Origin of the sequence: Flavipsychrobacter stenotrophus, assembly GCF_002954265.1 — a bacterium.
Lineage (GTDB): Bacteria > Bacteroidota > Bacteroidia > Chitinophagales > Chitinophagaceae > Flavipsychrobacter > Flavipsychrobacter stenotrophus.
Genome location: NZ_PPSL01000002.1, coordinates 97,527 through 124,177, shown reverse-complemented (window position 1 = coordinate 124,177; position 26,651 = coordinate 97,527). Strand labels below are relative to the sequence as shown.

Below are 26,651 nucleotides of genomic sequence, written 5' to 3'. Positions count from 1 at the left end.
TACCTACATGCTGTCCGGACCCTCTAATTGCAGGACGTAATCCTTATCTTATACATTGTGTCAGGCCCGGCATCAATAATTGGAGTGACACATTTGTTAACATAATTTACATAACTGGGCTTGTTGTAATTGTTGTTATTCAAATACTCTTGTAGTTTTTTCATAGTCACGTTGATGACCTCATCATGGTTTTGTGATGTGTTCTTACAGCCATGTATTTTGTATTGTGTCTGGTCAATAACAAAACAAGTATAAGTTGTAGATGGCCCCTCTTTTGTACATGAGGTAAGAAGGGAAATTATAGTGCAAAAAATCAAAAAATAATACTTCATACGAGTGTTTTTTGGTAAGACTCAATTTTGCATTTTACTTTTAACTTACTTCAACACATCCTCAATATCCTCATCCCCCTCCAGATTGTCCATTTGCTGCATTATGTGCGGGTAGCGGCTTCTTACCCTGCGGCTCATAGGCACAACTGTAAACTTTTTAGGGTTGGGCAGGCAGGCTATGATCATAGCCGCCTCTGCGCGAGACAAATTTTTGGCTGATTTATGGAAGTAAGATTGTGATGCAGCTTCTATGCCATAAATGCCCGGCCCCATTTCTATTACATTCAGGTATACCTCTAAAATGCGCCTCTTACCCCATGTCCATTCTATCATCTGCGTGTAATAAAACTCGGGCACTTTTCTTATATACCTGCCAATACCTGTGCCCTGCCAAAGAAATACGTTCTTAGCTGTCTGCTGGCTTATAGTGCTGGCACCTCCACCTCGGATCTTATTCTTTCTCTTTTTCTTAGATACCGGGCCATTTACGCTTTTGTCAATAGATTTCCAGTCAAAGCCATTGTGCTCTGCAAATCGCTGGTCCTCGCTGGCAAGTGCAGCCAGCTTTACATTTCTCGATATCTCTTCCCAGCTTACATAGTCTCTTTTCAATCCATGGCCGGTGCATACGTCTACAATTTGTGTAGTAGTAATAGGCGGCATCATCCACTTGCAGAGTACTACATATACCATCGATGCTATGAACAGGATGAGTATTACCCTAAGGGTAGTGCGTAATGCGCTTCTTTTTTTATGTGTTTTATTTTTTGCCATCAGAGGGCGTAAATATATATAAATATGACAACAGCAAGGTTTAAAAAATGTTCATGTATACTTAACCCTACTGGTTGCAGTAACCCATTTAGATTTGCACTGTGATCTATATTTCACTTGTATGAAACCGGTACTGGCAAAGGAAATAATAAAGGGAAAGGTAGAAATGCTCATTGAATTGGCCGAAACGATCAATGAACGCTTTGATATTGACACTATTGTAAAGTTCAGGCGTGAGTTCAGGGTAGTAAGGTCATTTATGACGTTCATGAGGTTGCAGCGCAATGATAAACACATTAAAATGCCGGAAAATTGTAAATACTTGTACCACCTTGCAGGTAAAATAAAAGAACTGGCTGGCGATAAAATTGGCGACCATACTGTTGTTATATCCCCCGACGCTACAGATGTTTTTGTCAAATCTCAAAAAGAGTGGAAGAAAAATTATTCGACAGGCGTATTTACGAAGCTAGCTACTAAAATTGCTGCACTAGACTTCAGTAAACTACACCCCGACCTGCTCGATAACTTTTTTAGCAATGTTGACAGGGAGGATCCTTTGGAGGGATAGTTATATCTTTTCTGGCTTATTTAATTTACATCGTATTAAATTTTAGCTTCTTTCAAATATTTATTCTACAACATTGATATTTAGTTTTATTGTTAATGGGAAGTTTATTATATTTACAAGTAACGATTTTTAAGCGTATAAAGGCAAGTGACCGTTAGTTTTTAAATCGCCACTCTGAATTTAATGCTACATCCCTGATTATGTAATTTGTAAAACATAGAACACTTTTTAAGTATTATTTACCATTTGCGATACATTATAATTGTATTTAAATAATGTCGGTTTCGTAAATTCGCAATCTTTACAAAAAAAGGAGTAGCAGGAAAAAGTTAAACAGAGAAGAAGACGATATTGTACAGTGCTGTTATATAACTTTTGGTTAAAATAATATTTATGGAAGTCAGTAACCCCAAGCCAAAATTCAATCTTAAAAAGGAATTACACCAATATTTTGGGTTTGATACATTCAAAGGAGAGCAAGAAAAGATCATAAATAGTATTCTTGATGGCAGAGATACATTTGTAATAATGCCAACGGGTGGCGGTAAGTCTATGTGTTACCAATTGCCGGCCTTATTGAGCGAGGGTGTTGCTATTGTAGTTTCCCCACTTATTGCCTTGATGAAAAATCAGGTAGATCTGATAAGGGGATATAGTAGTAAAGACAATATAGCCCACTTTTTAAATTCAACTCTAAGTAAGGCGCAGCAGAAAAAGGTAAAGTCTGATCTGGTAGAAGGAAAGACCAAGATGCTGTATGTGGCACCAGAAACACTGACCAAGCAAGAAAATATTGCATTCTTTTCTGATCTGAAAATATCATTTATAGCTGTTGATGAGGCGCATTGTATATCTGAGTGGGGGCACGATTTCCGTCCTGAATACCGCAAACTCAGGGATATGATCAACGAGATCAATCCGGCTTTACCAATAATAGCACTTACCGCAACCGCAACACCTAAAGTTCAGGACGATATTGTTAAGAACCTGAACTTACAGGAGCCAAACATATTTATAGACTCATTTAACCGCCCTAACCTGTATTACGAAATTGTGCCGAAGACCAGCAAAGAGCAGGTGTTGAAGCATATCGTAAAGTTCATCAACACGATGAAGGGGAAGAGTGGTATCATCTACACCCTCAACCGCAAGACTACCGAAGAATTGGCCCAGACGCTGCAGGCTAATGGTATCACCGCTGTTGCTTATCACGCAGGGCTGGAAGGCCCATTGCGCGCTCAGCGCCAGGATCAGTTCCTGATGGAAAAGGTAGATGTTATAGTAGCTACCATTGCATTTGGTATGGGCATTGACAAACCCGATGTACGTTTTGTAATGCACTACAACATTCCTAAGTCGCTGGAAAACTACTACCAGGAAACCGGTAGGGCAGGCCGCGATGGGATGGAAGGAAAATGTATTCTCTACTATTCATATAAGGATGTACAAAAGTTGGAACACCTTATGCGCGATAAGCCCTTGAGCGAACGCGAAATGGGTGCACAGCTGATCTCTGAAACACTTGCCTATGTAGAAAGTGGCGTTTGTCGCCGCAAACTTTTGCTCCATTATTTTGGTGAAGAGTATACAGGTGCCAATTGCGATAATTGCGACAACTGTCGCAATCCTAAGGAAAAACTGGAAGTAAGAGATAGTACCAAAATTACGCTTGATGCTATCAACGAACTGGATGAAAGGTTTGGTATAGAGTACGTGGTAAACATCATATTGGGTAAGGCTAATCCGCAGGTAACCACTTATCGCCATGATAAGTTGAAATCTTTCGGTAGTGGCCTGATCATGGAAATGGAAGCTAACTTCTGGTATTCGCTGATAAGACAGATGATACTGGAAGGTATGATCCGCAAGGATATTGAAGAATATGGCTTACTGAAGATCACTGAGAAGGGGCGCAAGTTCCTGAAAAAGCCATACCTTATTTATGTTACTCTTAACCATCAGTACAACGATGCAGTAGGTGATGATGAAGAGGTGAGTGCTGCTTCATCTGGTCCTGCAACAACGGATACTGCTTTGTTTGAATTGCTGAAAGGCCTGCGTAAACAAATAGCTAAAGAAAAAAATCTGCCACCATTTGTCATATTCCTGGAGAATTCTCTGGAGGATATGGCTACCAACTATCCTACTACGCTTGAAGAGCTGGAGAAGATACAGGGAGTGAGTAAGGGTAAGACCATACGCTATGGTAAGAAGTTTGTAGAATTGATTGCCAAATATGTAGAGGAGAACGACATTACAAAACCAGACGATTTTGTAATGAAGAGCGTGGTAAACAAGAGTGGTATGAAGGTGTTCATCATACAGAACATTGACAAGAAAATACCGTTGGAAACCATTGCTAAGAACAAGGGTTTAAGTATGCCTGATCTGTTGGTGGAAATGGAAACCATTGTAGCAAGCGGCACACGCCTGAATCTCGACTATTGCCTGGAACAAGAGCTTGACGAATACGAACAGGAAGATATATTCGACTATTTCCGCAATAGCCCGGATGATAATATGGACAACGCTTTCGAAGAGTTCAAAGACCGCGATGTAAGCATAGAGCATCTTAAAATGATGCGTATTAAGTTCATGAGCGAGTACGCTAACTAAGTAAAAACTGAAAACTAAAAAGTAAAAATCCATCCAGTAGGGTGGATTTTTTTACGTTGTTAAATGTGTGAATTACTATATGCTTTCTAATTGCTATTTCTTAACTTTAATGCAAAGAGTTTTTGTATGAGAATTGCAGAAATGAGAACGGAATTAAAAAATATAATTGATGTGCTTGATGATGATAGTATAGCGGAGATGTATAGCATTGCAACGAACAGTATTAATGTAGAAGGTGATGATGAATGGGATAACTTAGATCCGGAAATTAAGGCAAAAATTGAGGAAGGAATAAGAGATCTGGAGGAGGGTCGATTGATTCCACTAGAAGTTGTTATGGCCGAAATAAGAAGTAAATATGGTTTGAATGCTTAGGCAATTACTATTCGGCATTGTAATCTGTTGTTTAGGTTCATTAAATGTAGATGCCCAAAAATCGCTTGATAAAAATAACCGAAAGGACAGAATTAAAATAGATAAGATACTTGATATGGTTTTAGCGTTACCGGAGGTAAAAGCTGAAATTAAATACGTTGAGAAAGAGTCAAAAGGTACTCGTCATTTAGCCGCCGCGATGTACGCAACGCCTTCAGAAAATCGCAATTATTACTGGGTAAAAGTCTGGGAAGATAATGGAATGAACTATGTAAGTCATTTTAATTTCTTTGTTGACCCCCAAACCTTGTCTATAAAATACCTTGATACTATTAATGATACCCTCCTTGATCTGAAAGCATGGAGACATATTAAACAGACCATACCTAAATCCATTCACTAATTCCTCCTACATTTGCGGCATGGTTTACAAGGTTATAGGGCTCATGTCGGGCAGCTCATTGGATGGATTGGATATTGCTTATGTGCAGTTCGAAGAGGTGCGTGGAGCATGGTCATATCAATTATTACATGCAGCATGTGTGCCCTACAGTATAGAGTGGGAACTGAAACTAAAGCATGCCGCCACAATCCCTGTGGGCGATTTCCTAAAACTACACACTAGTTATGGTCGCTACCTTGGTGAGCAGGTAAAGGCATTTATAGCTACCAATAATCTCGAACATAAAGTACATTTCATTGCGTCGCACGGACACACGGTTTTTCATGAGCCGCAGCACAAAACAACGTTCCAGTTGGGTGATGGTGCATCGTTGGCTGCTGTAGCAGAACTACCTGTCATCAGTGATCTGCGTTCGCTCGATGTGGCATTGGGTGGGCAAGGTGCTCCAATAGTACCGATAGGCGACAAACTTTTGTTTGGTAACTATGATTACCTATTGAACATTGGTGGTATTGCCAACATTACAGTTTGGCAGAATGGTGAGCCTGTTGCATTTGATATTTGTGCTGCCAACCAGGTATTGAACGGTCTCGCTGAGCGGGATGGCAAAAAGATGGATGAGAACGGTGCTATAGCTGCAAGTGGAGCATTACTTGTAGGTGTGTTGGAAGAATTGAATAAGGCCGCCTATTATGCAAAAAATGCGCCTAAGTCGCTAAGCAATGAAGAGGCAAGGCAGATCGTATTCCCGTTATTGTTGGAGAGTGATTATGCACTGGCAGATATGCTGCACACTGCTACGGTTCACATAGCTCAGCAGATATCCGCGGCGGTTGCCAAATATCCGCATGGAAAAGAAACGGCCTCTATGCTGGTTACCGGTGGAGGTGCATTCAACAGCTTTCTGGTCGATCAAATTCAGAAAGAATTGACGGCTAGCAATGTAACAGTTGCCGTTCCTGATGCTGGAGTAATACAGTATAAGGAAGCTATTGTTATGGCGCTTATTGGCACGCTTAGGTGGAGAGAAGAAGCCAATGTGCTTAGCAGCGTTACCGGTGCATCTCGCGATAGTGTAGGTGGTGCAATGTGGCTAGGATAGAGATGCTCATAGGTTACAGTCGCAGTTTCATCTGCGAATCTATTTCCTCTATGATATCTTTTATTACTTTCCGATAGTCATACTTGCGTGTGACCAGTTCCCTGGCGTTTACTGCTATTTGTTCCGCTTCCGGTTTATTTTTAAGGCACCATTTTATGGCACGCATAAAATCATCGGGGGTAGTAGCGGTAAGGTAGTGTTCACCCATTTTTGCTTCTATACCTTTTATACCAAAGGGAGTAGAGATCACAATTTTTCCTGCGGCCATAGCCTCCAGTATTTTCACTCTTATACCGCCTGCAGAGGATATGGGCACAATCAGAATTTTCTTGTCCGCAATGAAATCAGCCGCATTGTCTACTTCAGCAAGGCACTGTACACCCTCAATATTCATCTGCATGAATTCAGATGGCATCTTCCTGCCGGCAAAGAAAAATTCGAACTTCGGAGCGGCCTTATGTATGCGTGGCCATGCCTCGGTTAGGAACCATTTTACACCTTCCCGGTTGGGTATCCAGTCCATAGCGCCTATATGGTAGCCCACCCATTTTTGTTCTGTGTCACTTACCTTTATTTTGCTTGTGTCCATGCTAAAGGGCGCAACCAGTAAGCCCGGTATATTTTCTAACTTCCTTACATGCGCAGCATCTTTTTCTGTAATGGCCAGAACTATATCGTACTGTTTCCACGCATCACGCTCAAAGCGTTTAAGTCGTTTCGTAAGGTTGGTGAGGTAGTTCTTTTTAAGTATGTTCCTGCTTTTGTTGGCCAGGCTATGCCATATGTGGTATTCTATGTTGTGCATTCTCAACACCGATATTGCCTTGCTGTTGCTCTTAATAGCAGGCATGTAGGTGGTGAGATAAACACTTTCTATTTGTACTACATCAGGCTTAAATTCATTTAATGCAGATATTATTTTGTTTTCAAAGTCCGAATTGTAAAACCGTGCTACGTGTTCGGCTTCTTCACTAAACAGGTAATTCTTTATGATGCCTGTAGCTTTAATATCATTATTGATATCCATCCAGTTAAACTTATGGATGTCTTTATAGAGCGTCTCTAATACGTTATGGCGTATAAAGTGCTTCGATGTGTTCATTGCCAGCAGGTACACATCCCAGCCACTCACTTTGTATCCATCTATCATGGCCTGTGTGGCCAGATTACCGCCATCATTCAATGGATAGGGTACCCTGTTGGTAATTATTAATATTTTTCTGGCGCTCATAAAGTGTTTTGCGAAAGTAGATAACTTTTAAACTTAATTTTACATATGCTCAAAAAGACAGTAATATTTCTTGGGTCAAAGCCAATTGGTTATGAGTGTTTTGCGTACCTCGTTGCGCAACGCGAACAATTGAATATTGAAGTAGTTGGCTTGCTTACACAGGCCCGGAAGGAGTTTGGAAATGGGCATGATCTGGCGGCACTTGCCGCAGATAATGGTATCCCTGTTTTCGCTAGTCTTGAACAGATGCCTGACTGTGATGTTATTTACTCTGTTCAGTACCATGAAATATTGAAGGCGCAGCATATTGCCAAAGCGCAGCAGGTGGCAGTTAATTTGCATATGGCTCCGCTACCGGAATACAGGGGGAGTAACCAATTCACCTTTGCCATATTGGAAGAAAAGAAGGAATTTGGGACTACTATACATACCATGTTGCCGGGTGTAGACAATGGTGACATCGTATTCCAGAAACGGTTCCCTATACCGGAAGATTGTTGGGTGGATGACCTGTATCAACTTACTTTCAAAGCATCGCTGAACCTGTTTAAGCAAACATTGTCGCATGTGATCACAGGCAATTATAAAACTGTTGCACAAGATTTGTTGGTGAATAAATATGGCACCAGTATGCATTACCGTAAGGAGATGAAAGCACTTAAGGTGATCGATCTGACGTGGGATAAAGAAAAGATACAACGTTATGTGCGGGCCACATCTATGCCGGGCTTTGAGCCTCCATACTGCTTTATAGACGGTGAGCGGGTGTACTTCACCAGGCAAAATCCCGCTGGTTGATCCCTGATTACCTCAATTACAATTTATGCCTCTCCATTTATTAGATCACGATCTATGGTTCCCGCCCGTTTCCGATGCACTGGAAGACGGGTTGTTGGCCATTGGCGGTGATCTTAGTACAGACAGGCTTTTGTTGGCCTATCACAGTGGTATTTTTCCCTGGTTCAATGAGGATGAGCCACCAATGTGGTGGTCGCCCGACCCGAGATTTGTTTTGTTCCCCGGCGAATTGAAGGTGAGTAAGAGCATGAAGCAAGTGTTGAAAAGCGGGCGGTTCGAATTCAGGGTAAATACAGCCTTTGAGCAGGTGATCAATAATTGTAAGAATGTTTACCGCGAAGGGCAGGGTGGGACATGGATAGGTGATGATATAGTAGATGCCTATATAGCACTGCATAAGGCGGGTTACGCTCACAGTGCCGAGGCATGGTACAATGGTGTGTTAGTAGGCGGCCTGTATGGCTTATTGCTGGGCAAAGCCTTCTTTGGGGAAAGTATGTTCGCGCATCAGAGCAATGCCAGTAAGTTTGCATTCATTAATTGGGTTGGTGTCTTACATCAGCAAGGCGTGAAGCTTATAGATTGCCAGGTCTACACAGAGCACCTGGAGAGTCTGGGCGCACGCATGATAACCAGAGATGATTTTATTGCAATGGTAAATGAACTAACTGATCAGGTTAAGGGTTAAGCCTATTTTCGTTTATAAATTTCTACCCATATCCCCCCTTTTTCAAACCGTTTTAGGGGAGCAAATTCTGTTTTTAGTTTATTCAGGTCGGGACTCGCATCTATTTCTATATTATCAATGATAACGAATTCTGTAGATGGCTGAATGATATAATCTACCTGTGTAAATATTTTTGAAGTATGTAAAAAACCGGTAAACGGTTTAGTGAGATGCTCTCGCTGTAGTGGGGAGTGTGCCGATATATGGTGGTCATATAATTGTTGTTGTTCCAGGTAGTTAACTAAATCCTCCTGCACGTTCATCGAATTATAAATACTCAGATCCACATCCCCATTTCCGGTATTGTTCCTGAATGCGAAGAAGGCAATGATCAGTATACCTGCAATGAAAGGATAGAATATAAACCGTTTAAACGATTCAAGCAAAACATCAAAGCAGTATCCTGCCAATAGCAGTACCATTAATATCGCAGAGAATAGGTAGCGGTTGGTAAAGAAATTAAGGCAGGTAAATGATAGGTATGCAGCAATGAAATAGATAGAGAGCACAATAAAGCGCCTGCTCTTTTTGTCATTGCCATTTTCTTTTAGTAAGCTGTGAAACGTAAATATAAATAGGGCAAGGACCGCAGGTATGAGTAATCTTCGGGTAATGAATCCATAATATTCTCCTCCAAGGATAAATAATGCAATGGCGAGTACTGCCGGATAGGCATATCTCACACTGCGCTGAGCAATAGCAGCAGCTATAGAAATCAATACAAGCAATCCAAATACATAGCTCCTGTATTGATGGGTGAATATGATCTCTATGCAATATCTGAGTTTGCCTCTGAACATGTCCCAGTGGAAATCCATTAGGCCTGTATGCTCCGGGAAAAGATACCAGCCGTTCAGCTTTTTTTGAAGCAGGAAAAACAGGCCGGTTACTACAGCTGCTCCTGCTACTGAAGCAAAATTTCGTGCCTTATCAGATAAAACTATTCCTTTGTTGAACAATTGCCAGGTGGCATGTATACCCAATACCAGCCCCAGTGAGAACCCGCTTTCTTTTGTCAGCATTAACGCTGTGCAACTGATAAAAGTGAGTATATACTTATCGGCTGAGTAGCAATATACGGTAAGCAATGACAGCCACGCCACCATTACTTCGGGCAATAATAAGGTAGACTGCACAAAGAAGATGACCTGTGTGGCTACAAGCAAAAGGCTGATGATTGCCATTCTTTTATTGAACAGCCTCAGCCCCGCCTCATACACAGTTATCAATAACAGGCAAGAGATAAACAGGCTAAAACTATGTTGCGCAGTATGGCTATCGCCAAATATTTTCATCCATGTAGCCGCGCTTGCGTAAAACAGTAAAGGATGGCCGCGCGAATAGCCCAGGTCTATGGCATTGGGCATAAGACTGGGACCATGCAGGTACATGAGTTTGACCGCGGGGGCGTAAGACCACGATTCATCCCAGTAAAATGGATAGTTTAGGGCGGGTGTCTTTACAATAATAAATACTGCCAATACCAGTAATAATACCCACCTGTTTTTAATGGCTTCCGGCATATTGATTCTTTCCGATCACGCCTTAAGATAACTTTAAGGTTGATTTGGCGATAAATTTATAATATTTGCGGCTAGTAACCTCGATAGATTTTATAACACCATGAGCTTTGTACCCAAAGTATACAAAAACGCGTACTCCGGATTATCTCCGGCTACATGGTGGCTGTCGGTAGTTATGCTCATTAACAGGTCGGGTACTATGGTGGTGCCATTCATGACTTTGTACATGACACAGGCATTGCACTACAATATTGCAAAGGCAGGCATGGTCATGGCCATCTTCGGTGCGGGTGCAGTGTGTGGTGGCTTCCTCGGTGGTAGACTAACTGATAAGTTTGGCTTTTACAATATTCAGCTGTCTGCTTTGTTATGCGGTGGCGCCATGTTTATTGTGTTAGGCCAAATGACGAGTTACCTTGCTATTTGCATCTGTACGTTTGTTCTGGCGGTGCTCAATGAGTCATTTCGCCCTGCCAATTCCACGGCCATTGCCCAATACAGTAATGAGGAGAATCGTACCCGCTGTTACTCGCTCAACAGGTTGTCTATTAATCTGGGTTTTGCTGTAGGGAGTGCTATCGGTGGGTTTATTGCATCAAGAGATTATCACCTCATATTCTGGATAGATGGATTGACCAATATCGGCGCAGCACTGCTGCTGCGAACGGTATTGTCGCCACAGCGCAATGTACAGACACCTTCAAAAAAAGACAAGCAGTCACAGCCTAAAGTAAAGGGCAGGTCGCCATATGCCGACAAACAATACATGTTTTTCGTTCTGCTGACGATCATGTTTGCCTATACTTTTTTTCAGCTTTTTACTACCGTGCCCATATTTTATAAGAACCAGCTAAAACTGTCAGAGTTCACCATCGGCAGCATTATGGCACTTAACGGACTTATAATAGCAATAGTAGAGATGGTTTTGATCTTTAAACTGGAGCAAAAGAAGAAGAATCTGCAATTTATATCGCTGGGTATTTTCCTTGTGGCAGTTTCTTTCCTTGTATATAATGTTATACCCGGTATGCTCATGGTAGCTTTAATTTCAACGTTGTTTATCACTGCCGGTGAGATGCTCTCTATGCCCTTTATGAACTCATTTATGATCAGTCGCACAGACGAAAATAATCGGGGACAGTATGCGGGACTATTTACAGTGGCGTGGTCTATTGCCCAGGTTATTGGTCCATACACTGGTACACTCATTGCAGATACTTACGGCTTCAACAGCCTTTGGTGGTGTATTGTGGCCATGTCGGTGGCTACAGCACTAGGCTTCAGGTATCTGCAATATAGGGTAGAAAGGAAAAATAATTAGAATTACTTCTGGTTCTTCCTGTAGATCTCTATCCATCCTTGGCCTTTGGTCTTTCTAAAAACTAAGGAGTATCCGGGCCTGTTTTTTATCTGATCATACCGGTAATCCGGTTCTATATTGTCTACTATCATGTAGTCGGGGTGATTGATCTCCCAATCCACGTTTTTAAAAGTCTTATTGCCCCGCAAAAATCCTGTGGCAGGATCAGTGAGGTGTATTCTTTGCAGGTAAGATCCCGCACCTATCAGCGCGTCATAAAGGTTATGTTGCTCCAGGTAGTCTACCGAGCTTTGTTGGAGCTCCATGTTATAAAAGGCGCTCCTGTCCGTATCGCCATTGCCATCGTCATTTATGTAAGCGTAGGCACTTACCGTCATCATTAAACCAAATGCCACAAAGAATAATTTAGGTTTTGTTTGTTCGGCCATCTTATCGGTGATCACGGCCACAAGCATCAGCCCCGGAATGATGCTGGCAAGCAGATACCTGTAAGTGAAAAAGTTCATGGAAGAGAAGATGATGAAGCAGCTAATAAATGCCATAGTAAGTACTATGAATTTTCTCTGCGCCAATAGCGGGAACAGAGCCGGACGTGATATAAACCAAGTCAACAAAACAAACGAAACGATCAATCCGATAAAATGGAAAAAACTATCCCAATGTCCACGCGGGCCTTGCTCCCCGGTCATGAGATAGATAAGAGCTACCGGAATGAGTATAGTGAACAGACCATACATTTTTTTAGTGATGGCTGCATATACAGTGATGGCTGCTGCAGTAAGAAAATACCAATACCTGTAGTCACTCACATACATACAGCCACTGGCTACTTTACTAAATACATGCCAGAAATTGCTCCAGCTATGTTCAACCAGTTGCGAGTATAGCGGTAGTACATACCACCCGTTTATATGCTTTTGCAGCAGGAAAAATATACCCATCAATATGCATGGAACTCCTATTGATAATAGTCTTGCCGCGTGATCTTTCCATGTTGCTTTGGTAAATGTTCTTAACGACAGTAAAGCATCAATACCCAGTACAAACCCCATTATAAGACCGCTTTCCTTGGTTAAGAAAAGCATGGAGAGATATAGGCCCGTCTGAAGATAGTTGCCCTTTATATAATGGTATAAGCTGAGCAATGCCAATAACGCCACCAGCATTTCCAACAGCAGGAATGCCGATTGTACAATAAAAAGTACTTGCGTTACCACCAGCAGCAGGCTCATAATAGCTACTCGTTTGTTGAAGATCTTTAAACCTGCTTCATATATAGTGACAAGAAATAGAACAGAGATAAGTAGGGCAAAAGAATGCATAGATACATGCGACATACCAAATATTTTACCCCATAAAGCTGCTGCTGCATGAAAAAATAAAGGATGTCCCCTTGAGAGATCAGGATCAACTGCGCCCGGTATCAGGCTGATGCCATGATTGAACATGTAAGCAACTGCCGAGGCATAAGGCCAGCTCTCGTCCCAGAAATAAGGATAATAAAGATGATGTATTTTGAAGATAGAGAAGAGGGTAATTACAATAAGTAAAACCCATCTGGATTTTAAAAATGATAGCATAGAGTTTATAGATTATCACAAAGTTATGTGTATTCTTTAATTTACATAACGTATAGACATCTATTTTATTATTTTACTTGGCATATGTCCTGCCACCAAATAACAGGCTGCCGATTCGCACCATGTTGCTGCCCTGTTCTATTGCTATTTCATAATCGCCACTCATGCCCATCGAGCATTTGCTGAATTCTGGATGATCAACAAAGTACTCCATCTTTAGCAGTACAAAAAAGGAGTCCAATGAACGGAACTCACCACGCACCTGCGCCATATCGTCAGTATTGCTGGCCATGCCCATAAGCCCGCATATGCGTATATTAGGTAGGTCAGCTTTATGTTTTACTACCTCGGTTATCTCGGCCATACTCATGCCATACTTGGTTTCCTCTCGGGCTATGTAATATTGCAGCAATACGTCTATCACCCTGTTATTCTTTGCGGCTTGTTTGTCTATTTCCTGTAGCAGTCGGGCATTATCTATACCATGTATCAGGTGTACAAATGGAGCTATGTACTTTGCCTTATTACTTTGCAGGTGGCCAATAAAATGCCAGTTAATGTCTTTGGGTAACGCAGCATATTTCTCAGTTAGTTCCTGCACATAGTTTTCGCCAAAGTCTCGCTGACCTGCATTATATAGCTCCTGTATGTCACTGGCAGGTTTTGTCTTGGATACTGCTATAAGGGTTACTTTCTTTGCAGTAAACTGGTTCCTTAGCTTTTCCCAGACTTTTAGATTCACCATGCTATTTTTCTACTTTTCTCGTGGTTTATAATGATAAGCCTTCAATCAATAAACTACAGCGGGTAAGGCTTTTAAGTTTTTACTTTTAAGTTTTTACTTGCCGCAGGCTAGTATTGTTCCTTGTCGTTAGGGAAGTCTTTACTTTTCACATCCTTTATGTAGTTTCTGGTAGCCTCGCTTATTTCGTCGTAAAGGTTCAGGTAGCGTCGTAAAAAGCGTGGAGAGAAGTTCTTTGTTATTCCCAGCATGTCATGCATTACCAATACCTGCCCGTCTACTCCTCCACCCGCACCTATGCCTATCACAGGTATGCGTAATTCTTTTGCTACTGCCTCACCCAACGCCGCAGGTATCTTTTCTAATACCAGTGAAAAACATCCTGCATCCTGCAAAATTTTTGCATTGTGTATCAGTATCTCTGCTTCTTCCTCCTCCTTGGCACGAACAGAGTAAGTACCAAACTTATATATAGATTGAGGTGTCAACCCCAGGTGCCCCATTACCGGTACACCTGCGCCCACTATGCGTTTTATGGATTCAGCTACTTCTTCACCACCTTCCAGCTTTATGGCATGAGCACCGGCTTCCTTCATTATTCTTATAGCTGAGTTCAGTGCTTCTTTGCTATTTCCCTGGTAAGATCCAAACGGAAGATCTACGATTACCAGGCAACGCTGACAAGCACGAATCACACTCTGTGCGTGATAGATCATCTGGTCGAGCGTAATAGGCAATGTTGTTTCATGGCCGGCCATAACATTAGATGCTGAATCACCTACCAGCAATACATCAATACCCGCGTCATCCAGAATTTTTGCCATTGAGAAGTCATATGCAGTAAGCATACTTATCTTTTCTCCATGGTCCTTCATTGATTGCAGTGTATGGGAAGTAACGCGTTTTATTTCTCCGTGTATAGACATTTTTCAAAAACTAAAAAGTAAAAACTTAAAATTTAAAACAGCTTAATGTAACCCAAAGTGGAAACCTAAAATCTAAACAACCAGCTTTTAGGTTTTAAGTTTTGACTTTTAACTTATAAAGATGCCCGATGCCATATACATAGCATCGTCAAATGCATCTCTGTTCAGGTTCAGTTTAATGTCGTTGTTGTCGCACCAGCCAAGTATATTCTCAGTTGCCAGGTTTCCCACAAGGTCGTTCTCTGCCATAGGGCATCCGCCAATTCCTTTCATGGCGCTGTCAAAACGTACACAACCATTATCGTAAGCAGCCTTTACTTTCTCCTCCCATTTATCTGGGGTAGAGTGGAAGTGAGCACCTATGCTTACATCTTTAAATTCAGGTATCAGGTGGCTGAAAATATGCGATATCGTGTCTGGCTTAGCCACACCTACAGTATCAGACATTGCAATGGTTTTTATTCCGAGCTGGGTTATTTTATTCACCCAGTTTATTGCTATCTGCGCATTATATTCATCTCCATAGGGATTGCCAAAGCCCATAGATATATAGATCACCAACTCCTTGCCATGCTGTATACACAGTTTCTGTATCTCCTCCACTTGTACCAGCGATTGGGCAATGGTCTTATTGGTATTCTTCATCTGGAACGTTTCAGAAACAGAGAAAGGAAAACCTATATAAGTGATCTCGTCATATTGCACTGCTTCCTCTGCGCCACGGGTGTTAGCTACTATGGCAAGAAGTTTAGTGCGGGTATTGCTCAAGTCAAGCTGTGGTATTACGTCTTTAGTGTCAGCAAGTTGCGGTATCGCCTTGGCCGATACGAATGAACCGAAGTCCAAGACGTCAAAACCTACCTTCAGGAGTGCATTAAGATAGGTTACCTTTTCTGCTGTTGGTATAAAATGTGTCCACCCCTGCATTGCGTCGCGTGGGCATTCTACCATGGTTATCTGGGATGTCATTCCGTAAAATTGTACCGTAAAGGTAATTACAATACCTGTAACTGTATAGTCGTAAATGCTATGAAACAATAAGCAAATGCAATATCTTTACTTTCTTAATAAGCACTTTATCAACCTGCCAAACCCACTATATGAAATATCTTCTTTGCACGATGTTCTTCCTGTCAGCTATCCAAAGCAGTGCACAACTTTCCTTCCGAATTATACCATTTTCTGGTTACGGTATCAGCGGCATCCATATTGCTACTTCGGCAACACCATCATACAGTTATAAAAGGGAGGGGCATTATCAATCTCACGGCTCATTTGCCGGAGGGGTATTGGCAGGTGTCTGCGGCGGCAGAGCAGGCTTTACAACAGGGCTGCAGTTTCTGTCCGATGGAATGACGTATGTTGGCACGGAGTCTATCTATCACGGTCTAGGTAGCGGTGGTAGTTACACCACGGGTAATTTTTCTGATAATACAAGATTTTCTCATCTCGTTGTTCCTGCTATTTTAAGTTTTCGTTTCTTCATAGACAGTGCCATTACATTTGTTCCCGGCATAGGTGTAGAAACAAGTTTCAATTTAAGGAGTAAGACTTATAGCAAAGATATTTATGATGATCAGCATACTTTAGTGATGTCGGGAACCGAATTCGCAAAGTATTACGCGCCCGTTACAGCATCGCTTATGCTACAGGCCAACATTGAGGTAGCATTATCTAAAAAGAGTTTTCTTTATGCAGGGCTAACCTACAGGTATATGATCAGTGATTTTCTGAGGTCGCCGTATGCAGCCGGGTATATTTATGGCTTTCAGGGTATCCTGGGTTTTGGATTCAACATGTCGCAACTAAAGCATAACCAGGTAAAAAGACCAGTGAACCCTGTAAATCAGGATGACTGATCATCGTAATGTTGCTTCAGTGCCCACTTGGCGAGATGAGTGCAAAATAAATAGACCGATAATGCGTTGTATATCTTTAATTAACCATGTTATTATGAGAAAACTTCTATTATTGTTGGCACTTTTTACTTGTCTTGGCACTTATGCTCAAAAACACACAGGCATTTATATAATCCCTTCTGCGGGAATATCATTAGGAGGTTTTGATACAAAAAAGGCATCCATTAATTGGTATAATGCAGATGCGAAATGGTCATTCAAAAGTGGGTTAGGTTTTAAAGCAGGCGTGGCTGTTGGTTACGAAAGGCAGAAGTGGTCGGCAAACACAGGTGTGTATTTTCTTAATCAGTGGAGTAGCGATGCCTATACATATAGTGTTTACGATGGCCATTTTTCTAGCTCAGATGGTAAAGGGTATGAAAGTGTTCATTCCGAATACTTACTGTTGCCGCTTAGTGTGAGTTATAGGCAAAAAATATCGGGTAATGGTAAGCCAGTCTGGTTAGTGCCTTGCGTTGGCGCAGAAGTAGGCCGGATCATAGCGAGAATATCAGATGGATGGGACGAAAGCCATTGGCAAACCTATGATGGAGTGAATTTTCGTAGTGGTTCGCACTCAGAATATTATCACAGAGAACTAAAAGAAAAAGAACTGAGCCAAACGTATAATCGGTGGGGTATGTGGGTAATGGCAAAGGTTGACTTAGAGTTTGAAACCGCCGCCAATCGGGCGTTCACAATTGGTCCTGAATTTCATTACATGGCTTCGGTTTTGTCAAAGGATGGTGGGAACGATGGACATGGCTATTCATGTTTGATTAATTTGGGTTACAAGTTGTGTCGGCACTAGGGTTTGAATATTAAGCAGTCCACCTATTGCAACTTCACCCTCGGGTCTATCTTGGCATAGAGCAGATCTGTAAATAGATTCACAACGATAAAGATGAGTGCCGTTAGCAACACAGACCCCATCACCAACGGAAAATCGAATTTATCCAATGCGTCTACCGTGATCTTCCCAACACCTTTCCAGCCAAATATGTACTCTACAAAGAATGATCCCGCTAACAACTCTGCCAGCCATCCCGAGATCGCTGTAATTACGGGGTTGAGTGCATTAGGCAACGCATGACGAAAAACCACGCGTCTGGTAGATAAGCCCTTAGCATAAGCAGTTCGGATATAGTCTTGAGACAAGGCGTCCAGGAGGGCACTGCGGGTTAATTGTGTGATGATAGCTAGTGGACGAATACCCAATGCCAACGCAGGCAGTATAAGGTTCTGAAGGGCAAGATGCCTGCCGCTAAAAGGATCATATTGCCACAAGCTGCCAGTCATATTCAACCCTGTGACCGCGTGTAACAGGTAGCCAAATACAAAAGCAATGATCAGTCCCGCAAAAAATGAAGGCATGGAAATACCTGCCACAATTGCCGCAACTGATGCTGAATCTACCCAGGTATTCTTCTTTAATGCCGCTAATACGCCCAGTAGTATACCAAAGAAAGTAGCAAACAGCATTGCGGTAAGCGCCAGTATCAACGTTCCAGGCAGGGCTTCCCATAAAATGGTGTTCACCTCTTTTTGAGTTCGGTAAGAGCGCCCAAGGTAAGGCCACTTGGCTACCAATACATTATCACCGGGGAGATCAACAATGCTGAAAAAGTGATATCGTTCCTGCATCACCTTTTCATTCACACTTATTGGTGACAAGTTATTCAGGTACAGCAGGTATCTTGTCACCAACGGCTTATCCAGGTTCATGGCCTTACGTGCGTTCTCTATAGACGCTACGTCGGTTCGCTGGCCCATAGTTAATCTCGCCGGGTCTCCCGGCAGCACGTTGAACAGAAAGAAAACGAGTGTAACTACTCCCCATAGCACCAGCAGGGAGTAACTCAGCCGCCGTGCTATAAAGCGGATCACTATTTAGTGTTCAGTTTGCCGTTGTCCAGTACTATGTCCTTAGGATAGCTAAGGTAGCTCCACTTGCCCACTACATTACCATCATTCAGCAACATAAGTCCTGGATTGCTGCGCATAGCAGTTTTGCTCACTACACCATCAAGTGTGTAGAAGGTCACGTCTTTCATACCCCATACTTCCTGGTAGGTCTGGCAAATGTCAGCACCCGCAGAGCAAAGCACAATAAACTTCACGTTCATAGTACCTGCCTTGGCAATGATATTCTTCAGGCGGTCCATGTTCTTCAGGTTGGCAGTTGCAGGCTCGCGCACAAACCACATAAAGGTGTATCCCTTAGCCGTAAGCACTTCTTCTGTTTTGTCCTCACCCTTAAGGTCATTCAGAGCGAAATCTTTTGGTATTTCAGGTTGGCCGGTTGCTTCCTTTACCAATGTGGAGATCGACGTGTCAAACTTCCACGCAGGGTCTTCCCATATCTTTTCTTTATTGAACTCTTCTGTAGTAAATTCTTTCTTTACACCGTTCTTGCTGTAAGTAAGCACAGTTTTATATTCGGCTGCAGTCGCTCCTTCAGAAGCCTGCATTTTTGACCATATGTTGTTACCAGCCTTGTAAGGCAGGCAGTCGTGAATAGGCAGGTAGTGTAGCGTATACCATTGGCCACCAAATGCAATTACGGCAGCGCCAACCACGATATACATGTTTATCTTGGCATTATTGAAAATAGGGAATACCCTGTACCTGAATATCCACAGGAAGAGGTTGATAGCTGTCAGCGCCACATCCTTATAAAAAGTTGCCTCGTTAGATAGTTTGATGCAATCCCCAAAGCAGCCGCACTCTTTTACCTTGCCCGACGTGAGCGCATAGTAAGTGAGGAATGTATAAAAGATATTAAGTAACAACATTAAACTTATGTACAGTCGGAATGAGTTACCTACTATCACAGCCACGCCACCTATTATCTCAAAGGCGATCATAGCTATAGACAATACCTCGGCATATTTACCTAATCCACTCATGCCCCAGATATCAAATATCTCGGTCATTTTGTAGGTAAGTCCCAATGGGTCATTTGCCTTAACAACTCCAGAGAAAATAAATAAGCCTCCTAATACGATCCTGCAAAGCCAGATAAGATATTTCATTCCTTTAATTTAATCGTTAATACTATTTAATGTCTTTATACTAAATGTATGCTTTCGTGTTATAGTTGGTCACTAAGTGGTAACAGAATGCTAAAATAGGTAATCATCTTTATAATGCCATACATCTAACGCCTTCTAATTCTTTGATTCACCCAGTTTTATGAGTGCAAAAATGCCGTAGTTCACAATGTCCGCAAAATTAGCTTCCATCCCTTCCGATACGGTCGTTTGCCCGTCATTGGCCAGTATTTGCTTTATTCTCAGCAGCTTTACCAATATCAGATCTACAAATGATTGTTGCGACATGTCCCGCCATGCTTCGCCATAGTCATGATTTTTCTGCTGCATAAGGTGCTCCACTTCGCCTGCATGCAGATCATAAAGACGCTTGGCCTCATCTGCACTCATGTCTATCGGCGCATCAGCCGGCAACCCCGACTGTATGAGTGCCATAACGCCATAATTGACTATGGCAATAAATTCACCTTCTATCGGATCTGCTATTTTTTGTACCCCTTTCTCCTGTATCTGCCTTATCCTCCAAGCTTTTATGTATATCTGGTCTACAATAGATATAGGCCTCAGCACGCGCCATGATGTACCGTAGTCGCGCGCCTTATTCACATACAGCCTTTCACATTTATTAATTACTTCTTTATATTGAGACTGAGTGTCTGGCATTGATATAAAATTCTACAAGTATTCCTTTAATGATACTGAGGTAATAGTTAGTAAATGCATTGCCAATAAGCAATAACTTTACCCCCAAACTTACTAGTGTTACCTCGAAAAACAAAATTAAAGGTACATACATAAATACGTTTTGAATAAACTATTAAGGAAAGAATTAAACAAACGAGCTATCAAAACACTACTGCCTATATCAGCAACTATTCAAAGCCGCGGGCGGATCTTGGATCTGTCGCGCCCTGTAATAATGGGTATTTTGAATGCTACACCCGATAGTTTTCACACCGGTTCTACTGACCCGGATACTTTACTTCGTACTGCCGAAAAAATGCTCAATGACGGTGCCACTATATTAGATATTGGCGGAGCCAGTACAAAACCCGGACAGCCTCTAATAAAGGATGAAGAGGAATTGCAAAGGATCATACCAGTTGTTACTACTATCCATAAGCACTTCCCCGAGGCCTGGTTGTCTGTAGATACTTACAATGCCAGGGTGGCACAGGAAGCTGTTCATGCAGGTGTGTCTATAGTCAATGATGTTAGCGGTGCAAGGTTCGATAACAAAATGCTTACCACTGTAGCCGCATTGAAGGTGCCTTACATTGCCATGCACATGCGGGGTACTCCCGAAACTATGCAAAACAACCCTTCATACGTTAACGCGGTAACTGAAGTACGTGACTATTTGCGAACACTGACCGACGAATGTTCAACTGCCGGCATTCACGATATTATCATTGACCCCGGCTACGGATTTGGCAAAACATTGGAGCATAACTTTCAGTTATTAAAGTCACTTCATACTTTTCGTATGCTCGGCAGGCCTATTCTGGCAGGCCTATCGCGTAAGTCTATGGTATGCAAGGCCCTTCACGTCGACCCCGAAAATGCCCTGAATGGTACAACGGCACTACACGTGCTGGCACTACAACAGGGTGCCAATATACTCAGGGTACATGATGTAAAAGAGGCTGTCCAGGTTATCAAACTCGTAGAATTATATAATGACGTTATAGATAATTGATGGCTTGCATAACACCTCCCTCTCCTTTGGAGAGGGTCGGGGTGAGGCTTTTAAACACAACACACAAATGCTCAACCAAACGCAAATACAGGAACTATCCGCAGCATACTTATCTATATTCCCTGACGAGGACGAGCGGATAAAAATATTTACAGACTATGTCAACCGCACCCAAAGCGACAACTTATACGATCGCAAGAATTTTGACGGCCATATAACTACCAGTGCATTCATCATTAAGAGAAAGTCGCGGGAAATACTTTTGCTCAAGCACAAATCGCTCAACCGCTGGCTACAGCCCGGCGGCCATGTAGAGCAGGATGATACTTTGCTTGCTTCAGCCTTGCGCGAGGCAGAAGAAGAAACCGGAATCCCCGCCAAAGAATTGATCAACATAAGCATAAATACCAACGCTGCGGTGCCTTTTGATATAGACCCACACAATATTCCTGCAAATCTCAAGAAAATGGAAGATGGTCACTACCATCACGATATCAGGTATCTTTTTTCTTACGAGGGGAATGGAGATATAGCATTCAACGAAGACGAATCGACAGGCCTTAAATGGGTGTCATTCACTGAACTTAGGGAAGACGATACTTTTGGTAAGATGATTGCAAAATTTGAACGGTTTCTATAATATTAATTATGATAGCCCAAACACCCCCACCCCCATATTACGCAGTAGTATTTACATCGCTACGCAGTGATATTGATAATGGTTATTCTTCTATGGCAATGTATATGGAAGAGCTTGCAAGAGAACAGCCTGGCTTTCTGGGTGTAGAAAGTTCCCGCGACGAAGCCGTGGGAATTACTGTTTCTTATTGTGATTCCTTAGAGTCAATTAAAGCATGGAAGGCCAATATGCAGCACACTGTAGCGCAAGAGCGGGGTAGGGCAGAGTGGTATACAGGGTACAAAACCCGTATTTGCAAAGTAGAGCGCGACTATGAGTTTTGATTTAGTCTTCACTCACGGGTAAAGTAGTGTTCAAAGTTGTAGATTGAGCACTAATGGTATAAGGCACTCCTCCTTTCACATACTGATTAACCGAAGTATCAAATCCGGTAGCAAACAGGTAGTAATTGCCATTTTTTAAATTGATAATTGTGCCGCTGAGTAAACTGTCATGGTTGGTGCATGTTGCTGAGTCGTCATAAACCCCGCTGGTTGGTGCATCCAGCGTATAATATCGTATAAACACCTTCCCGTTGATTATGTTTTTGGCAACGGTATGGTGCTGTGGATAGATGACCAGTGTTGCTGAACCTCCCTTGCCCCCGCCTTCCTTTTTGTCTGGTTTACAGGAGATCGTTAAAAGCAAAAAAGCAAAAAAAAGGTATTTCATGCCTGTAGGATTAGAATGTAATGGCCAAAAAGTAAATCTTAATTGTATCTAAAATTACGGACTGATGTATTTCATTCAAAATTATTAGTGTTAATACTTTCATGTTTCCGTATGGCATTATTACACAATACGGAATATTGAATCATGCACTTTGGGGTTTTCACTTTTCACTTCTTACTTATTAGGTCATTTTATTCTAATTTCGCTGGCCTGATAATTAAATCTGTCCTGTAATGTTGAATAGTTTGTTTTTAATGATCGATTTTACTGATCCCGGTACCTGGGTGAGTTTGGTCACGCTTTGTTTTCTGGAGATTGTACTTGGGGTCGATAACATCATTTTCATTTCTATTGTTACCGGTAAGCTGCCTCAAAAAGAACAGGCACGGGCAAGAAATATTGGTATGCTTCTGGCTATGGGTTTCAGGGTATGTCTTTTGTTGGGCATTAATTTGATTATAGCTTTGAAAGACCCTGTGATCACTATTCCCGATCTCTTCAATAAAGTAAAAGGTCTGCATATAGGTTTGAGTTATAAAGATCTGATTCTTATAGCTGGTGGTATCTTTCTTTTGGTAAAGAGTGTAATGGAGATACATCACAAGATGAACGAAGCTGCTGAAGGTGGCGGCCACAAAAAGAAGAAAGAAGCTAAGAAAAATAGCTTCGGAAGCATACTCATACAGATAGTATTAGTAGATGCTGTATTCTCGTTCGATTCTATTCTTACAGCTGTAGGTCTTGTCGACAATGTACTGATCATGATCATAGCCGTTATTATCTCAATGGCCATCATGATGATGTTTGCAGGCGGAGTTGCTGCTGTTATCAACAAATACCCTACGTTGCAAATGTTGGCCTTATCCTTCCTTGTTGTTATAGGTGTAGTGCTCATAGCCAGCGGATTTCACGAAGAGGTTAATAAGAGTATTATTTACTCTTGTCTCGGGTTCTCGATCATTGTGGAAATGCTCAATATTCGGTTCCGAAAGAAAACAACCAATGCAAAAAATGACTAAAAATACAAAAGGCACCAATCTGGTGCCTTTTGTATTTCTCGCAGAATACGCTTGCGCGATAGATATGAACAGTTGGGTGAAACTACAGTTGCAACGCTGCAGTGAGCATCTGCAGATCAACAGGCTTCTTAAGAATGTTCCTTATATATTTCATGTCAATGTTATCTTCAAAGAAACGCTTAAGTATGTCTTCTTTCTCACCACTGGTAACAATGTAGATCTCAAAATACCTTTCAGACAGCACACTATCACTTTGTATCGCTTTCATAAAACCATAGGCATCCATCTCAGGCATATAAACATCTAGCAATATTTTCGATATTTCGGTGTCTGCGGTCAATGTGTCAAGGCCCAATTTTCCGTTTGCAGCCGTTAGCGCCGTGAAATTCTTTTGGGAGAGGGTACGGCTATATACACTTAAAATTAGTGGGTCATCATCTATTATCAGGACTTTCATCGTAGTTCAGTATTGTTTTGTTAGGTACTCGCTTTATGACAGCTTCTTGGTTGCTATCAACGGCTAATATAGTGTGCAATTGGCGTATTTACTACTCGTTCAGCATTAAAATCAAGCAATAATAACAATGAATTTATCCCTGCTTTGCTTTACCGGCGCTAGCCGGCCAGTAGGGCTTGGTATAACTCAAAATTTTCGGTGTCAAAACATACAAAAGTTACCTTATCTATTTCGCCGAATTCATTAAGAAATTCACGAACGGTATGTACTGCAATTACTGCTGCCCTGTCTTTTGGAAAACGATAAACGCCGGTACTAATATTGGGAAATGCGAGTGTTTTTACTCCGTTATCTGCTGCTATTTTCAGGCTGTTGATGTAGGCATTGGCAAGTAAGATGTCCTCATTTTTTTTGCCTCCGTTCCATACCGGCCCTACTGTGTGTATCACAAATTTGGCAGGTAGTTCTCCACCTGTGGTGATCACAGCTTCACCTACCTTGCAGCCGCCTTGTCTGTTGCGTATGGCTATGCACTCTTCCAGTATATCCGGCCCCCCTGCTTTATGAATAGCACCATCTACTCCGCCACCGCCTAACAATGATGTATTTGCAGCATTAACAATGGCATCTGCGGTTATTTTAGTTATATCTCCGAGTATCACCTCAATCATTTGCCGTGTTATTTTTTGTTTCATAATCAAAATGCTCAGCCCATTCCAATTGTTTATGGAGCACTTGGTTACTGAACTCTATATGAATCACTCTTCTCTTTTTGCCGTTGGTAGTCTTGCCCGATGCATGCAGCAGCAGAGGCTTCATGATCATTATTCCTCCGGCCGGCACATTGCAGGTCACTTCTTTTTCTACAGTCCAGTCAATATTTTCCGCACGGTAAATCCCCTTCAGGTGGGATCCCGGTATTACCCTTAATGCTCCATTCTCTTCGGTTGTGTCATCAAGGTGTATTCTGATGGTGAAATTGTTTTCCAGAATTTCAAGCGGAGGCTGCACCGCAAACTGATCCTTCTTTGTCGTCCATGGCCCATAACCATCTAAGGCAATTTTCTTGTCGACAGATATGGTCAGGTCCTGGTGATACGCAACAAACCAGTTCGATTGGTCTGGTTTGTCGAAGTATATGGATTTTACAACAAAATACTCATCTCCAAATAATTCCTTTATAGAAGCAAGCATCTTTTCTGTAAAGATCAGATGAACCACTTCGGGTACTTCTTTTATAAATTGTCTGATAGCAAACAGGTCTGCACTTTTCCTGAAGGTGGGTTTAGAAGTGTCTGTTTGTTCTACTGCGGTAATAATTGAATCTATCTCGTCAATTGAGAATATGCCATCTACAAAAGTATATCCATTATCTCCTACTTCCCGTTGATGTATATGTGTTGTTGTGGTCAACTTCAATGTTTTGCAGAACTAAGTTAATTCAATCTGTTGGTTTTGTATCTAATTAATTTTCAGCTGGTTAGGTGGGAATTATGCAGCTTTTAAATGCAATCTGGCGTCAATTGCATTTAACTGCTATAAATTGGCGTAAATTATACTTTATGTTTATAGTGCACAATATCTATATGTTACGAATTGTTTTATTTATTAATATTTATTGCGCTCTTTTTACATCGGTACGAATGCTTATTTTAAGGCATTAGTCGAATTGTATTAATAATATTTGTTTTTATATCGTTAATTAATTTAAAAACCCACTAATTTTAGTATGTTTATAATTCATTGATAATCCTATGTTTGTAAAACAATTGTATTGCTATGAATAAGAAAGTTTTAATTGTTGAGGATAATGAGCTCATTGCTTTTTTACACAAAAAGTTTGTAAAAGACTGTGGAGCAGAAGTAGTGGGCACGACCTGCGATTTTGAAGAGTTTATTGACCTCATAAATGATACCCAACCCGATGTTATTTTAATGGACATTTTGCTTGGTCAGGAAATGGACGGGATCGATTTTGTGCTGGGCGCACCGTCTTCCAATGCAAGAGTCTATTATGTTTCTGCCAGCACAGATCCCGCTACACTTGAAAAGGCAAAACAGACAAAATTTCATGCATTTGTTGTAAAACCATTATCATTAGCTACGCTCAAGGAAATGCTGGATTTTTGATAGTAGTCTACTCACCACACTTT

29 protein-coding genes are annotated in these 26,651 nt (G+C 41.7%); 15 read left to right on the top strand and 14 right to left on the bottom strand.

The features are described from left to right. Positions 1–377: 377 nt before the first annotated feature. Positions 378–1,106 carry a monofunctional biosynthetic peptidoglycan transglycosylase gene (gene mtgA / locus CJD36_RS05700; RefSeq protein WP_105038176.1) on the bottom strand — a complete coding sequence of 243 codons (729 nt, stop codon included), beginning with the start codon at positions 1,104–1,106 and terminating at the stop codon, positions 378–380. A 121-nt stretch (positions 1,107–1,227) separates the two neighbouring features. Here mtgA and CJD36_RS05695 point away from each other — a divergent pair, with 121 nt between their 5' ends. From CJD36_RS05695 to CJD36_RS05675, 5 genes are all read left to right on the top strand, one after another. Beyond that, complete coding sequence (locus CJD36_RS05695; protein ID WP_105038175.1) at positions 1,228–1,677, top strand: hypothetical protein; 450 nt, start codon at positions 1,228–1,230, stop codon at positions 1,675–1,677. A 393-nt stretch (positions 1,678–2,070) separates the two neighbouring features. After that, complete coding sequence (gene recQ / locus CJD36_RS05690; protein WP_105038174.1) at positions 2,071–4,293, top strand: DNA helicase RecQ; 2,223 nt, start codon at positions 2,071–2,073, stop codon at positions 4,291–4,293. 126 nt (positions 4,294–4,419) lie between these two features. After that, a complete protein-coding gene (locus CJD36_RS05685) occupies positions 4,420–4,668 on the top strand; it encodes a hypothetical protein (protein ID WP_105038173.1) in 249 nt (82 codons plus the stop codon). Continuing rightward, the gene (locus CJD36_RS05680; protein ID WP_105038172.1) at positions 4,661–5,071 is read left to right on the top strand and encodes a hypothetical protein; all 411 of its coding nucleotides are present in this window, start codon (positions 4,661–4,663) and stop codon (positions 5,069–5,071) included. Before CJD36_RS05685 ends, CJD36_RS05680 begins: the two co-directional genes overlap by 8 nt. A gap of 19 nt (positions 5,072–5,090) precedes the next feature. Continuing rightward, positions 5,091–6,173 (top strand): anhydro-N-acetylmuramic acid kinase, encoded by a 1,083-nt coding sequence (locus CJD36_RS05675; protein ID WP_105038171.1) that lies wholly within the window; start codon positions 5,091–5,093, stop codon positions 6,171–6,173. A gap of 13 nt (positions 6,174–6,186) precedes the next feature. On the opposite strand, the gene CJD36_RS05670 is transcribed toward CJD36_RS05675, so the two are convergent. Further along, positions 6,187–7,404 carry a glycosyltransferase family 4 protein gene (locus tag CJD36_RS05670; protein WP_105038170.1) on the bottom strand — a complete coding sequence of 406 codons (1,218 nt, stop codon included), beginning with the start codon at positions 7,402–7,404 and terminating at the stop codon, positions 6,187–6,189. Between the two features lie 45 nt (positions 7,405–7,449). Between CJD36_RS05670 and CJD36_RS05665 the strand changes: the two genes are divergently transcribed. After that, complete coding sequence (locus CJD36_RS05665) at positions 7,450–8,202, top strand: formyltransferase family protein (protein WP_105038169.1); 753 nt, start codon at positions 7,450–7,452, stop codon at positions 8,200–8,202. A 25-nt stretch (positions 8,203–8,227) separates the two neighbouring features. Continuing rightward, positions 8,228–8,890 carry a leucyl/phenylalanyl-tRNA--protein transferase gene (gene aat / locus CJD36_RS05660; RefSeq protein WP_105038168.1) on the top strand — a complete coding sequence of 221 codons (663 nt, stop codon included), beginning with the start codon at positions 8,228–8,230 and terminating at the stop codon, positions 8,888–8,890. Between the two features lie 2 nt (positions 8,891–8,892). On the opposite strand, the gene CJD36_RS05655 is transcribed toward aat, so the two are convergent. Next, entirely contained in the window at positions 8,893–10,452 is a 1,560-nt protein-coding gene (locus CJD36_RS05655; protein ID WP_105038167.1) for an ArnT family glycosyltransferase, read from the bottom strand. Positions 10,453–10,552: 100 nt separating this feature from the next. Here CJD36_RS05655 and CJD36_RS05650 point away from each other — a divergent pair, with 100 nt between their 5' ends. Beyond that, positions 10,553–11,773, top strand: a complete 1,221-nt coding sequence (locus tag CJD36_RS05650; RefSeq protein ID WP_105038166.1) for an MDR family MFS transporter — start codon at positions 10,553–10,555, stop codon at positions 11,771–11,773. Between the two features lie 2 nt (positions 11,774–11,775). Here the strand turns inward: CJD36_RS05650 and CJD36_RS05645 are convergent, their stop codons facing one another. The 4 genes from CJD36_RS05645 to CJD36_RS05630 form a co-directional block, all read right to left on the bottom strand. Beyond that, positions 11,776–13,353, bottom strand: a complete 1,578-nt coding sequence (locus CJD36_RS05645) for an ArnT family glycosyltransferase (RefSeq protein ID WP_105038165.1) — start codon at positions 13,351–13,353, stop codon at positions 11,776–11,778. Positions 13,354–13,426: 73 nt separating this feature from the next. After that, on the bottom strand, positions 13,427–14,098 hold the full coding sequence (locus CJD36_RS05640) for a YggS family pyridoxal phosphate-dependent enzyme (RefSeq protein WP_105038164.1): 672 nt from the start codon (positions 14,096–14,098) through the stop codon (positions 13,427–13,429). 107 nt (positions 14,099–14,205) lie between these two features. Then, positions 14,206–15,021, bottom strand: coding sequence for a 3-methyl-2-oxobutanoate hydroxymethyltransferase (panB, locus tag CJD36_RS05635; RefSeq protein ID WP_105038163.1), 816 nt, complete (start codon positions 15,019–15,021; stop codon positions 14,206–14,208). A gap of 108 nt (positions 15,022–15,129) precedes the next feature. Then, entirely contained in the window at positions 15,130–15,990 is an 861-nt protein-coding gene (locus CJD36_RS05630; RefSeq protein WP_105039025.1) for a beta/alpha barrel domain-containing protein, read from the bottom strand. A 131-nt stretch (positions 15,991–16,121) separates the two neighbouring features. On the opposite strand from CJD36_RS05630, the gene CJD36_RS05625 reads away from it, so the two are divergent. Together CJD36_RS05625 and CJD36_RS05620 are read left to right on the top strand one after the other, a co-directional pair. Further along, a complete protein-coding gene (locus CJD36_RS05625) occupies positions 16,122–16,880 on the top strand; it encodes a hypothetical protein (RefSeq protein ID WP_133162516.1) in 759 nt (252 codons plus the stop codon). A gap of 94 nt (positions 16,881–16,974) precedes the next feature. Beyond that, a complete protein-coding gene (locus CJD36_RS05620) occupies positions 16,975–17,730 on the top strand; it encodes a hypothetical protein (protein WP_105038161.1) in 756 nt (251 codons plus the stop codon). A 23-nt stretch (positions 17,731–17,753) separates the two neighbouring features. Here the strand turns inward: CJD36_RS05620 and CJD36_RS05615 are convergent, their stop codons facing one another. The 3 genes from CJD36_RS05615 to CJD36_RS05605 all read right to left on the bottom strand — a co-directional run bounded on the left by CJD36_RS05615 (position 17,754) and on the right by CJD36_RS05605 (position 20,635). Then, positions 17,754–18,806: an ABC transporter permease gene (locus tag CJD36_RS05615; RefSeq protein ID WP_105038160.1), complete on the bottom strand. Its 1,053-nt coding sequence runs from the start codon at positions 18,804–18,806 to the stop codon at positions 17,754–17,756. After that, a complete protein-coding gene (locus CJD36_RS05610) occupies positions 18,806–19,954 on the bottom strand; it encodes a BT_3928 family protein (RefSeq protein WP_105038159.1) in 1,149 nt (382 codons plus the stop codon). The genes CJD36_RS05615 and CJD36_RS05610 overlap by 1 nt, the downstream gene beginning before the upstream one ends. A gap of 135 nt (positions 19,955–20,089) precedes the next feature. Then, on the bottom strand, positions 20,090–20,635 hold the full coding sequence (locus CJD36_RS05605; RefSeq protein ID WP_105038158.1) for a DUF1599 domain-containing protein: 546 nt from the start codon (positions 20,633–20,635) through the stop codon (positions 20,090–20,092). Positions 20,636–20,777: 142 nt separating this feature from the next. Here CJD36_RS05605 and folP point away from each other — a divergent pair, with 142 nt between their 5' ends. The 3 genes from folP to CJD36_RS05590 all read left to right on the top strand — a co-directional run bounded on the left by folP (position 20,778) and on the right by CJD36_RS05590 (position 22,634). Further along, entirely contained in the window at positions 20,778–21,671 is an 894-nt protein-coding gene (folP, locus tag CJD36_RS05600; protein WP_240609308.1) for a dihydropteroate synthase, read from the top strand. A 67-nt stretch (positions 21,672–21,738) separates the two neighbouring features. Beyond that, positions 21,739–22,311 carry an NUDIX hydrolase gene (locus tag CJD36_RS05595; RefSeq protein WP_105038156.1) on the top strand — a complete coding sequence of 191 codons (573 nt, stop codon included), beginning with the start codon at positions 21,739–21,741 and terminating at the stop codon, positions 22,309–22,311. Positions 22,312–22,319: 8 nt separating this feature from the next. After that, positions 22,320–22,634, top strand: a complete 315-nt coding sequence (locus CJD36_RS05590; RefSeq protein ID WP_105038155.1) for an antibiotic biosynthesis monooxygenase family protein — start codon at positions 22,320–22,322, stop codon at positions 22,632–22,634. 1 nt (position 22,635) lies between these two features. Here the strand turns inward: CJD36_RS05590 and CJD36_RS05585 are convergent, their stop codons facing one another. After that, positions 22,636–23,022 (bottom strand): hypothetical protein, encoded by a 387-nt coding sequence (locus CJD36_RS05585; RefSeq protein ID WP_105038154.1) that lies wholly within the window; start codon positions 23,020–23,022, stop codon positions 22,636–22,638. Positions 23,023–23,255: 233 nt separating this feature from the next. Here CJD36_RS05585 and CJD36_RS05580 point away from each other — a divergent pair, with 233 nt between their 5' ends. Further along, positions 23,256–24,041, top strand: a complete 786-nt coding sequence (locus CJD36_RS05580) for a TerC family protein (RefSeq protein WP_240609307.1) — start codon at positions 23,256–23,258, stop codon at positions 24,039–24,041. An 82-nt stretch (positions 24,042–24,123) separates the two neighbouring features. Here the strand turns inward: CJD36_RS05580 and CJD36_RS05575 are convergent, their stop codons facing one another. From CJD36_RS05575 to CJD36_RS05565, 3 genes are all read right to left on the bottom strand, one after another. Continuing rightward, on the bottom strand, positions 24,124–24,498 hold the full coding sequence (locus CJD36_RS05575) for a response regulator (RefSeq protein WP_105038152.1): 375 nt from the start codon (positions 24,496–24,498) through the stop codon (positions 24,124–24,126). A 158-nt stretch (positions 24,499–24,656) separates the two neighbouring features. Further along, positions 24,657–25,193, bottom strand: a complete 537-nt coding sequence (locus CJD36_RS05570; protein ID WP_240609306.1) for an O-acetyl-ADP-ribose deacetylase — start codon at positions 25,191–25,193, stop codon at positions 24,657–24,659. Beyond that, positions 25,162–25,911 carry a phytanoyl-CoA dioxygenase family protein gene (locus CJD36_RS05565; protein ID WP_170067821.1) on the bottom strand — a complete coding sequence of 250 codons (750 nt, stop codon included), beginning with the start codon at positions 25,909–25,911 and terminating at the stop codon, positions 25,162–25,164. The genes CJD36_RS05570 and CJD36_RS05565 overlap by 32 nt, the downstream gene beginning before the upstream one ends. 366 nt (positions 25,912–26,277) lie before the next feature. On the opposite strand from CJD36_RS05565, the gene CJD36_RS05560 reads away from it, so the two are divergent. Beyond that, the gene (locus CJD36_RS05560; protein ID WP_105038150.1) at positions 26,278–26,628 is read left to right on the top strand and encodes a response regulator; all 351 of its coding nucleotides are present in this window, start codon (positions 26,278–26,280) and stop codon (positions 26,626–26,628) included. Positions 26,629–26,651 lie beyond the last annotated feature (23 nt).

Coding starts and splice junctions, on each gene's coding strand:
- mtgA (WP_105038176.1), bottom strand. CDS start 1,106: ATGGCAAAAAATAAAACACATAAAAAAAGAAGCGCATTACGCACTACC.
- CJD36_RS05695 (WP_105038175.1), top strand. CDS start 1,228: ATGAAACCGGTACTGGCAAAGGAAATAATAAAGGGAAAGGTAGAAATG.
- recQ (WP_105038174.1), top strand. CDS start 2,071: ATGGAAGTCAGTAACCCCAAGCCAAAATTCAATCTTAAAAAGGAATTA.
- CJD36_RS05685 (WP_105038173.1), top strand. CDS start 4,420: ATGAGAATTGCAGAAATGAGAACGGAATTAAAAAATATAATTGATGTG.
- CJD36_RS05680 (WP_105038172.1), top strand. CDS start 4,661: ATGCTTAGGCAATTACTATTCGGCATTGTAATCTGTTGTTTAGGTTCA.
- CJD36_RS05675 (WP_105038171.1), top strand. CDS start 5,091: ATGGTTTACAAGGTTATAGGGCTCATGTCGGGCAGCTCATTGGATGGA.
- CJD36_RS05670 (WP_105038170.1), bottom strand. CDS start 7,404: ATGAGCGCCAGAAAAATATTAATAATTACCAACAGGGTACCCTATCCA.
- CJD36_RS05665 (WP_105038169.1), top strand. CDS start 7,450: ATGCTCAAAAAGACAGTAATATTTCTTGGGTCAAAGCCAATTGGTTAT.
- aat (WP_105038168.1), top strand. CDS start 8,228: ATGCCTCTCCATTTATTAGATCACGATCTATGGTTCCCGCCCGTTTCC.
- CJD36_RS05655 (WP_105038167.1), bottom strand. CDS start 10,452: ATGCCGGAAGCCATTAAAAACAGGTGGGTATTATTACTGGTATTGGCA.
- CJD36_RS05650 (WP_105038166.1), top strand. CDS start 10,553: ATGAGCTTTGTACCCAAAGTATACAAAAACGCGTACTCCGGATTATCT.
- CJD36_RS05645 (WP_105038165.1), bottom strand. CDS start 13,353: ATGCTATCATTTTTAAAATCCAGATGGGTTTTACTTATTGTAATTACC.
- CJD36_RS05640 (WP_105038164.1), bottom strand. CDS start 14,098: ATGGTGAATCTAAAAGTCTGGGAAAAGCTAAGGAACCAGTTTACTGCA.
- panB (WP_105038163.1), bottom strand. CDS start 15,021: ATGTCTATACACGGAGAAATAAAACGCGTTACTTCCCATACACTGCAA.
- CJD36_RS05630 (WP_105039025.1), bottom strand. CDS start 15,990: ATGACATCCCAGATAACCATGGTAGAATGCCCACGCGACGCAATGCAG.
- CJD36_RS05625 (WP_133162516.1), top strand. CDS start 16,122: ATGAAATATCTTCTTTGCACGATGTTCTTCCTGTCAGCTATCCAAAGC.
- CJD36_RS05620 (WP_105038161.1), top strand. CDS start 16,975: ATGAGAAAACTTCTATTATTGTTGGCACTTTTTACTTGTCTTGGCACT.
- CJD36_RS05610 (WP_105038159.1), bottom strand. CDS start 19,954: ATGAAATATCTTATCTGGCTTTGCAGGATCGTATTAGGAGGCTTATTT.
- CJD36_RS05605 (WP_105038158.1), bottom strand. CDS start 20,635: ATGCCAGACACTCAGTCTCAATATAAAGAAGTAATTAATAAATGTGAA.
- CJD36_RS05595 (WP_105038156.1), top strand. CDS start 21,739: ATGCTCAACCAAACGCAAATACAGGAACTATCCGCAGCATACTTATCT.
- CJD36_RS05590 (WP_105038155.1), top strand. CDS start 22,320: ATGATAGCCCAAACACCCCCACCCCCATATTACGCAGTAGTATTTACA.
- CJD36_RS05585 (WP_105038154.1), bottom strand. CDS start 23,022: ATGAAATACCTTTTTTTTGCTTTTTTGCTTTTAACGATCTCCTGTAAA.
- CJD36_RS05580 (WP_240609307.1), top strand. CDS start 23,256: ATGTTGAATAGTTTGTTTTTAATGATCGATTTTACTGATCCCGGTACC.
- CJD36_RS05575 (WP_105038152.1), bottom strand. CDS start 24,498: ATGAAAGTCCTGATAATAGATGATGACCCACTAATTTTAAGTGTATAT.
- CJD36_RS05570 (WP_240609306.1), bottom strand. CDS start 25,193: ATGAAACAAAAAATAACACGGCAAATGATTGAGGTGATACTCGGAGAT.
- CJD36_RS05560 (WP_105038150.1), top strand. CDS start 26,278: ATGAATAAGAAAGTTTTAATTGTTGAGGATAATGAGCTCATTGCTTTT.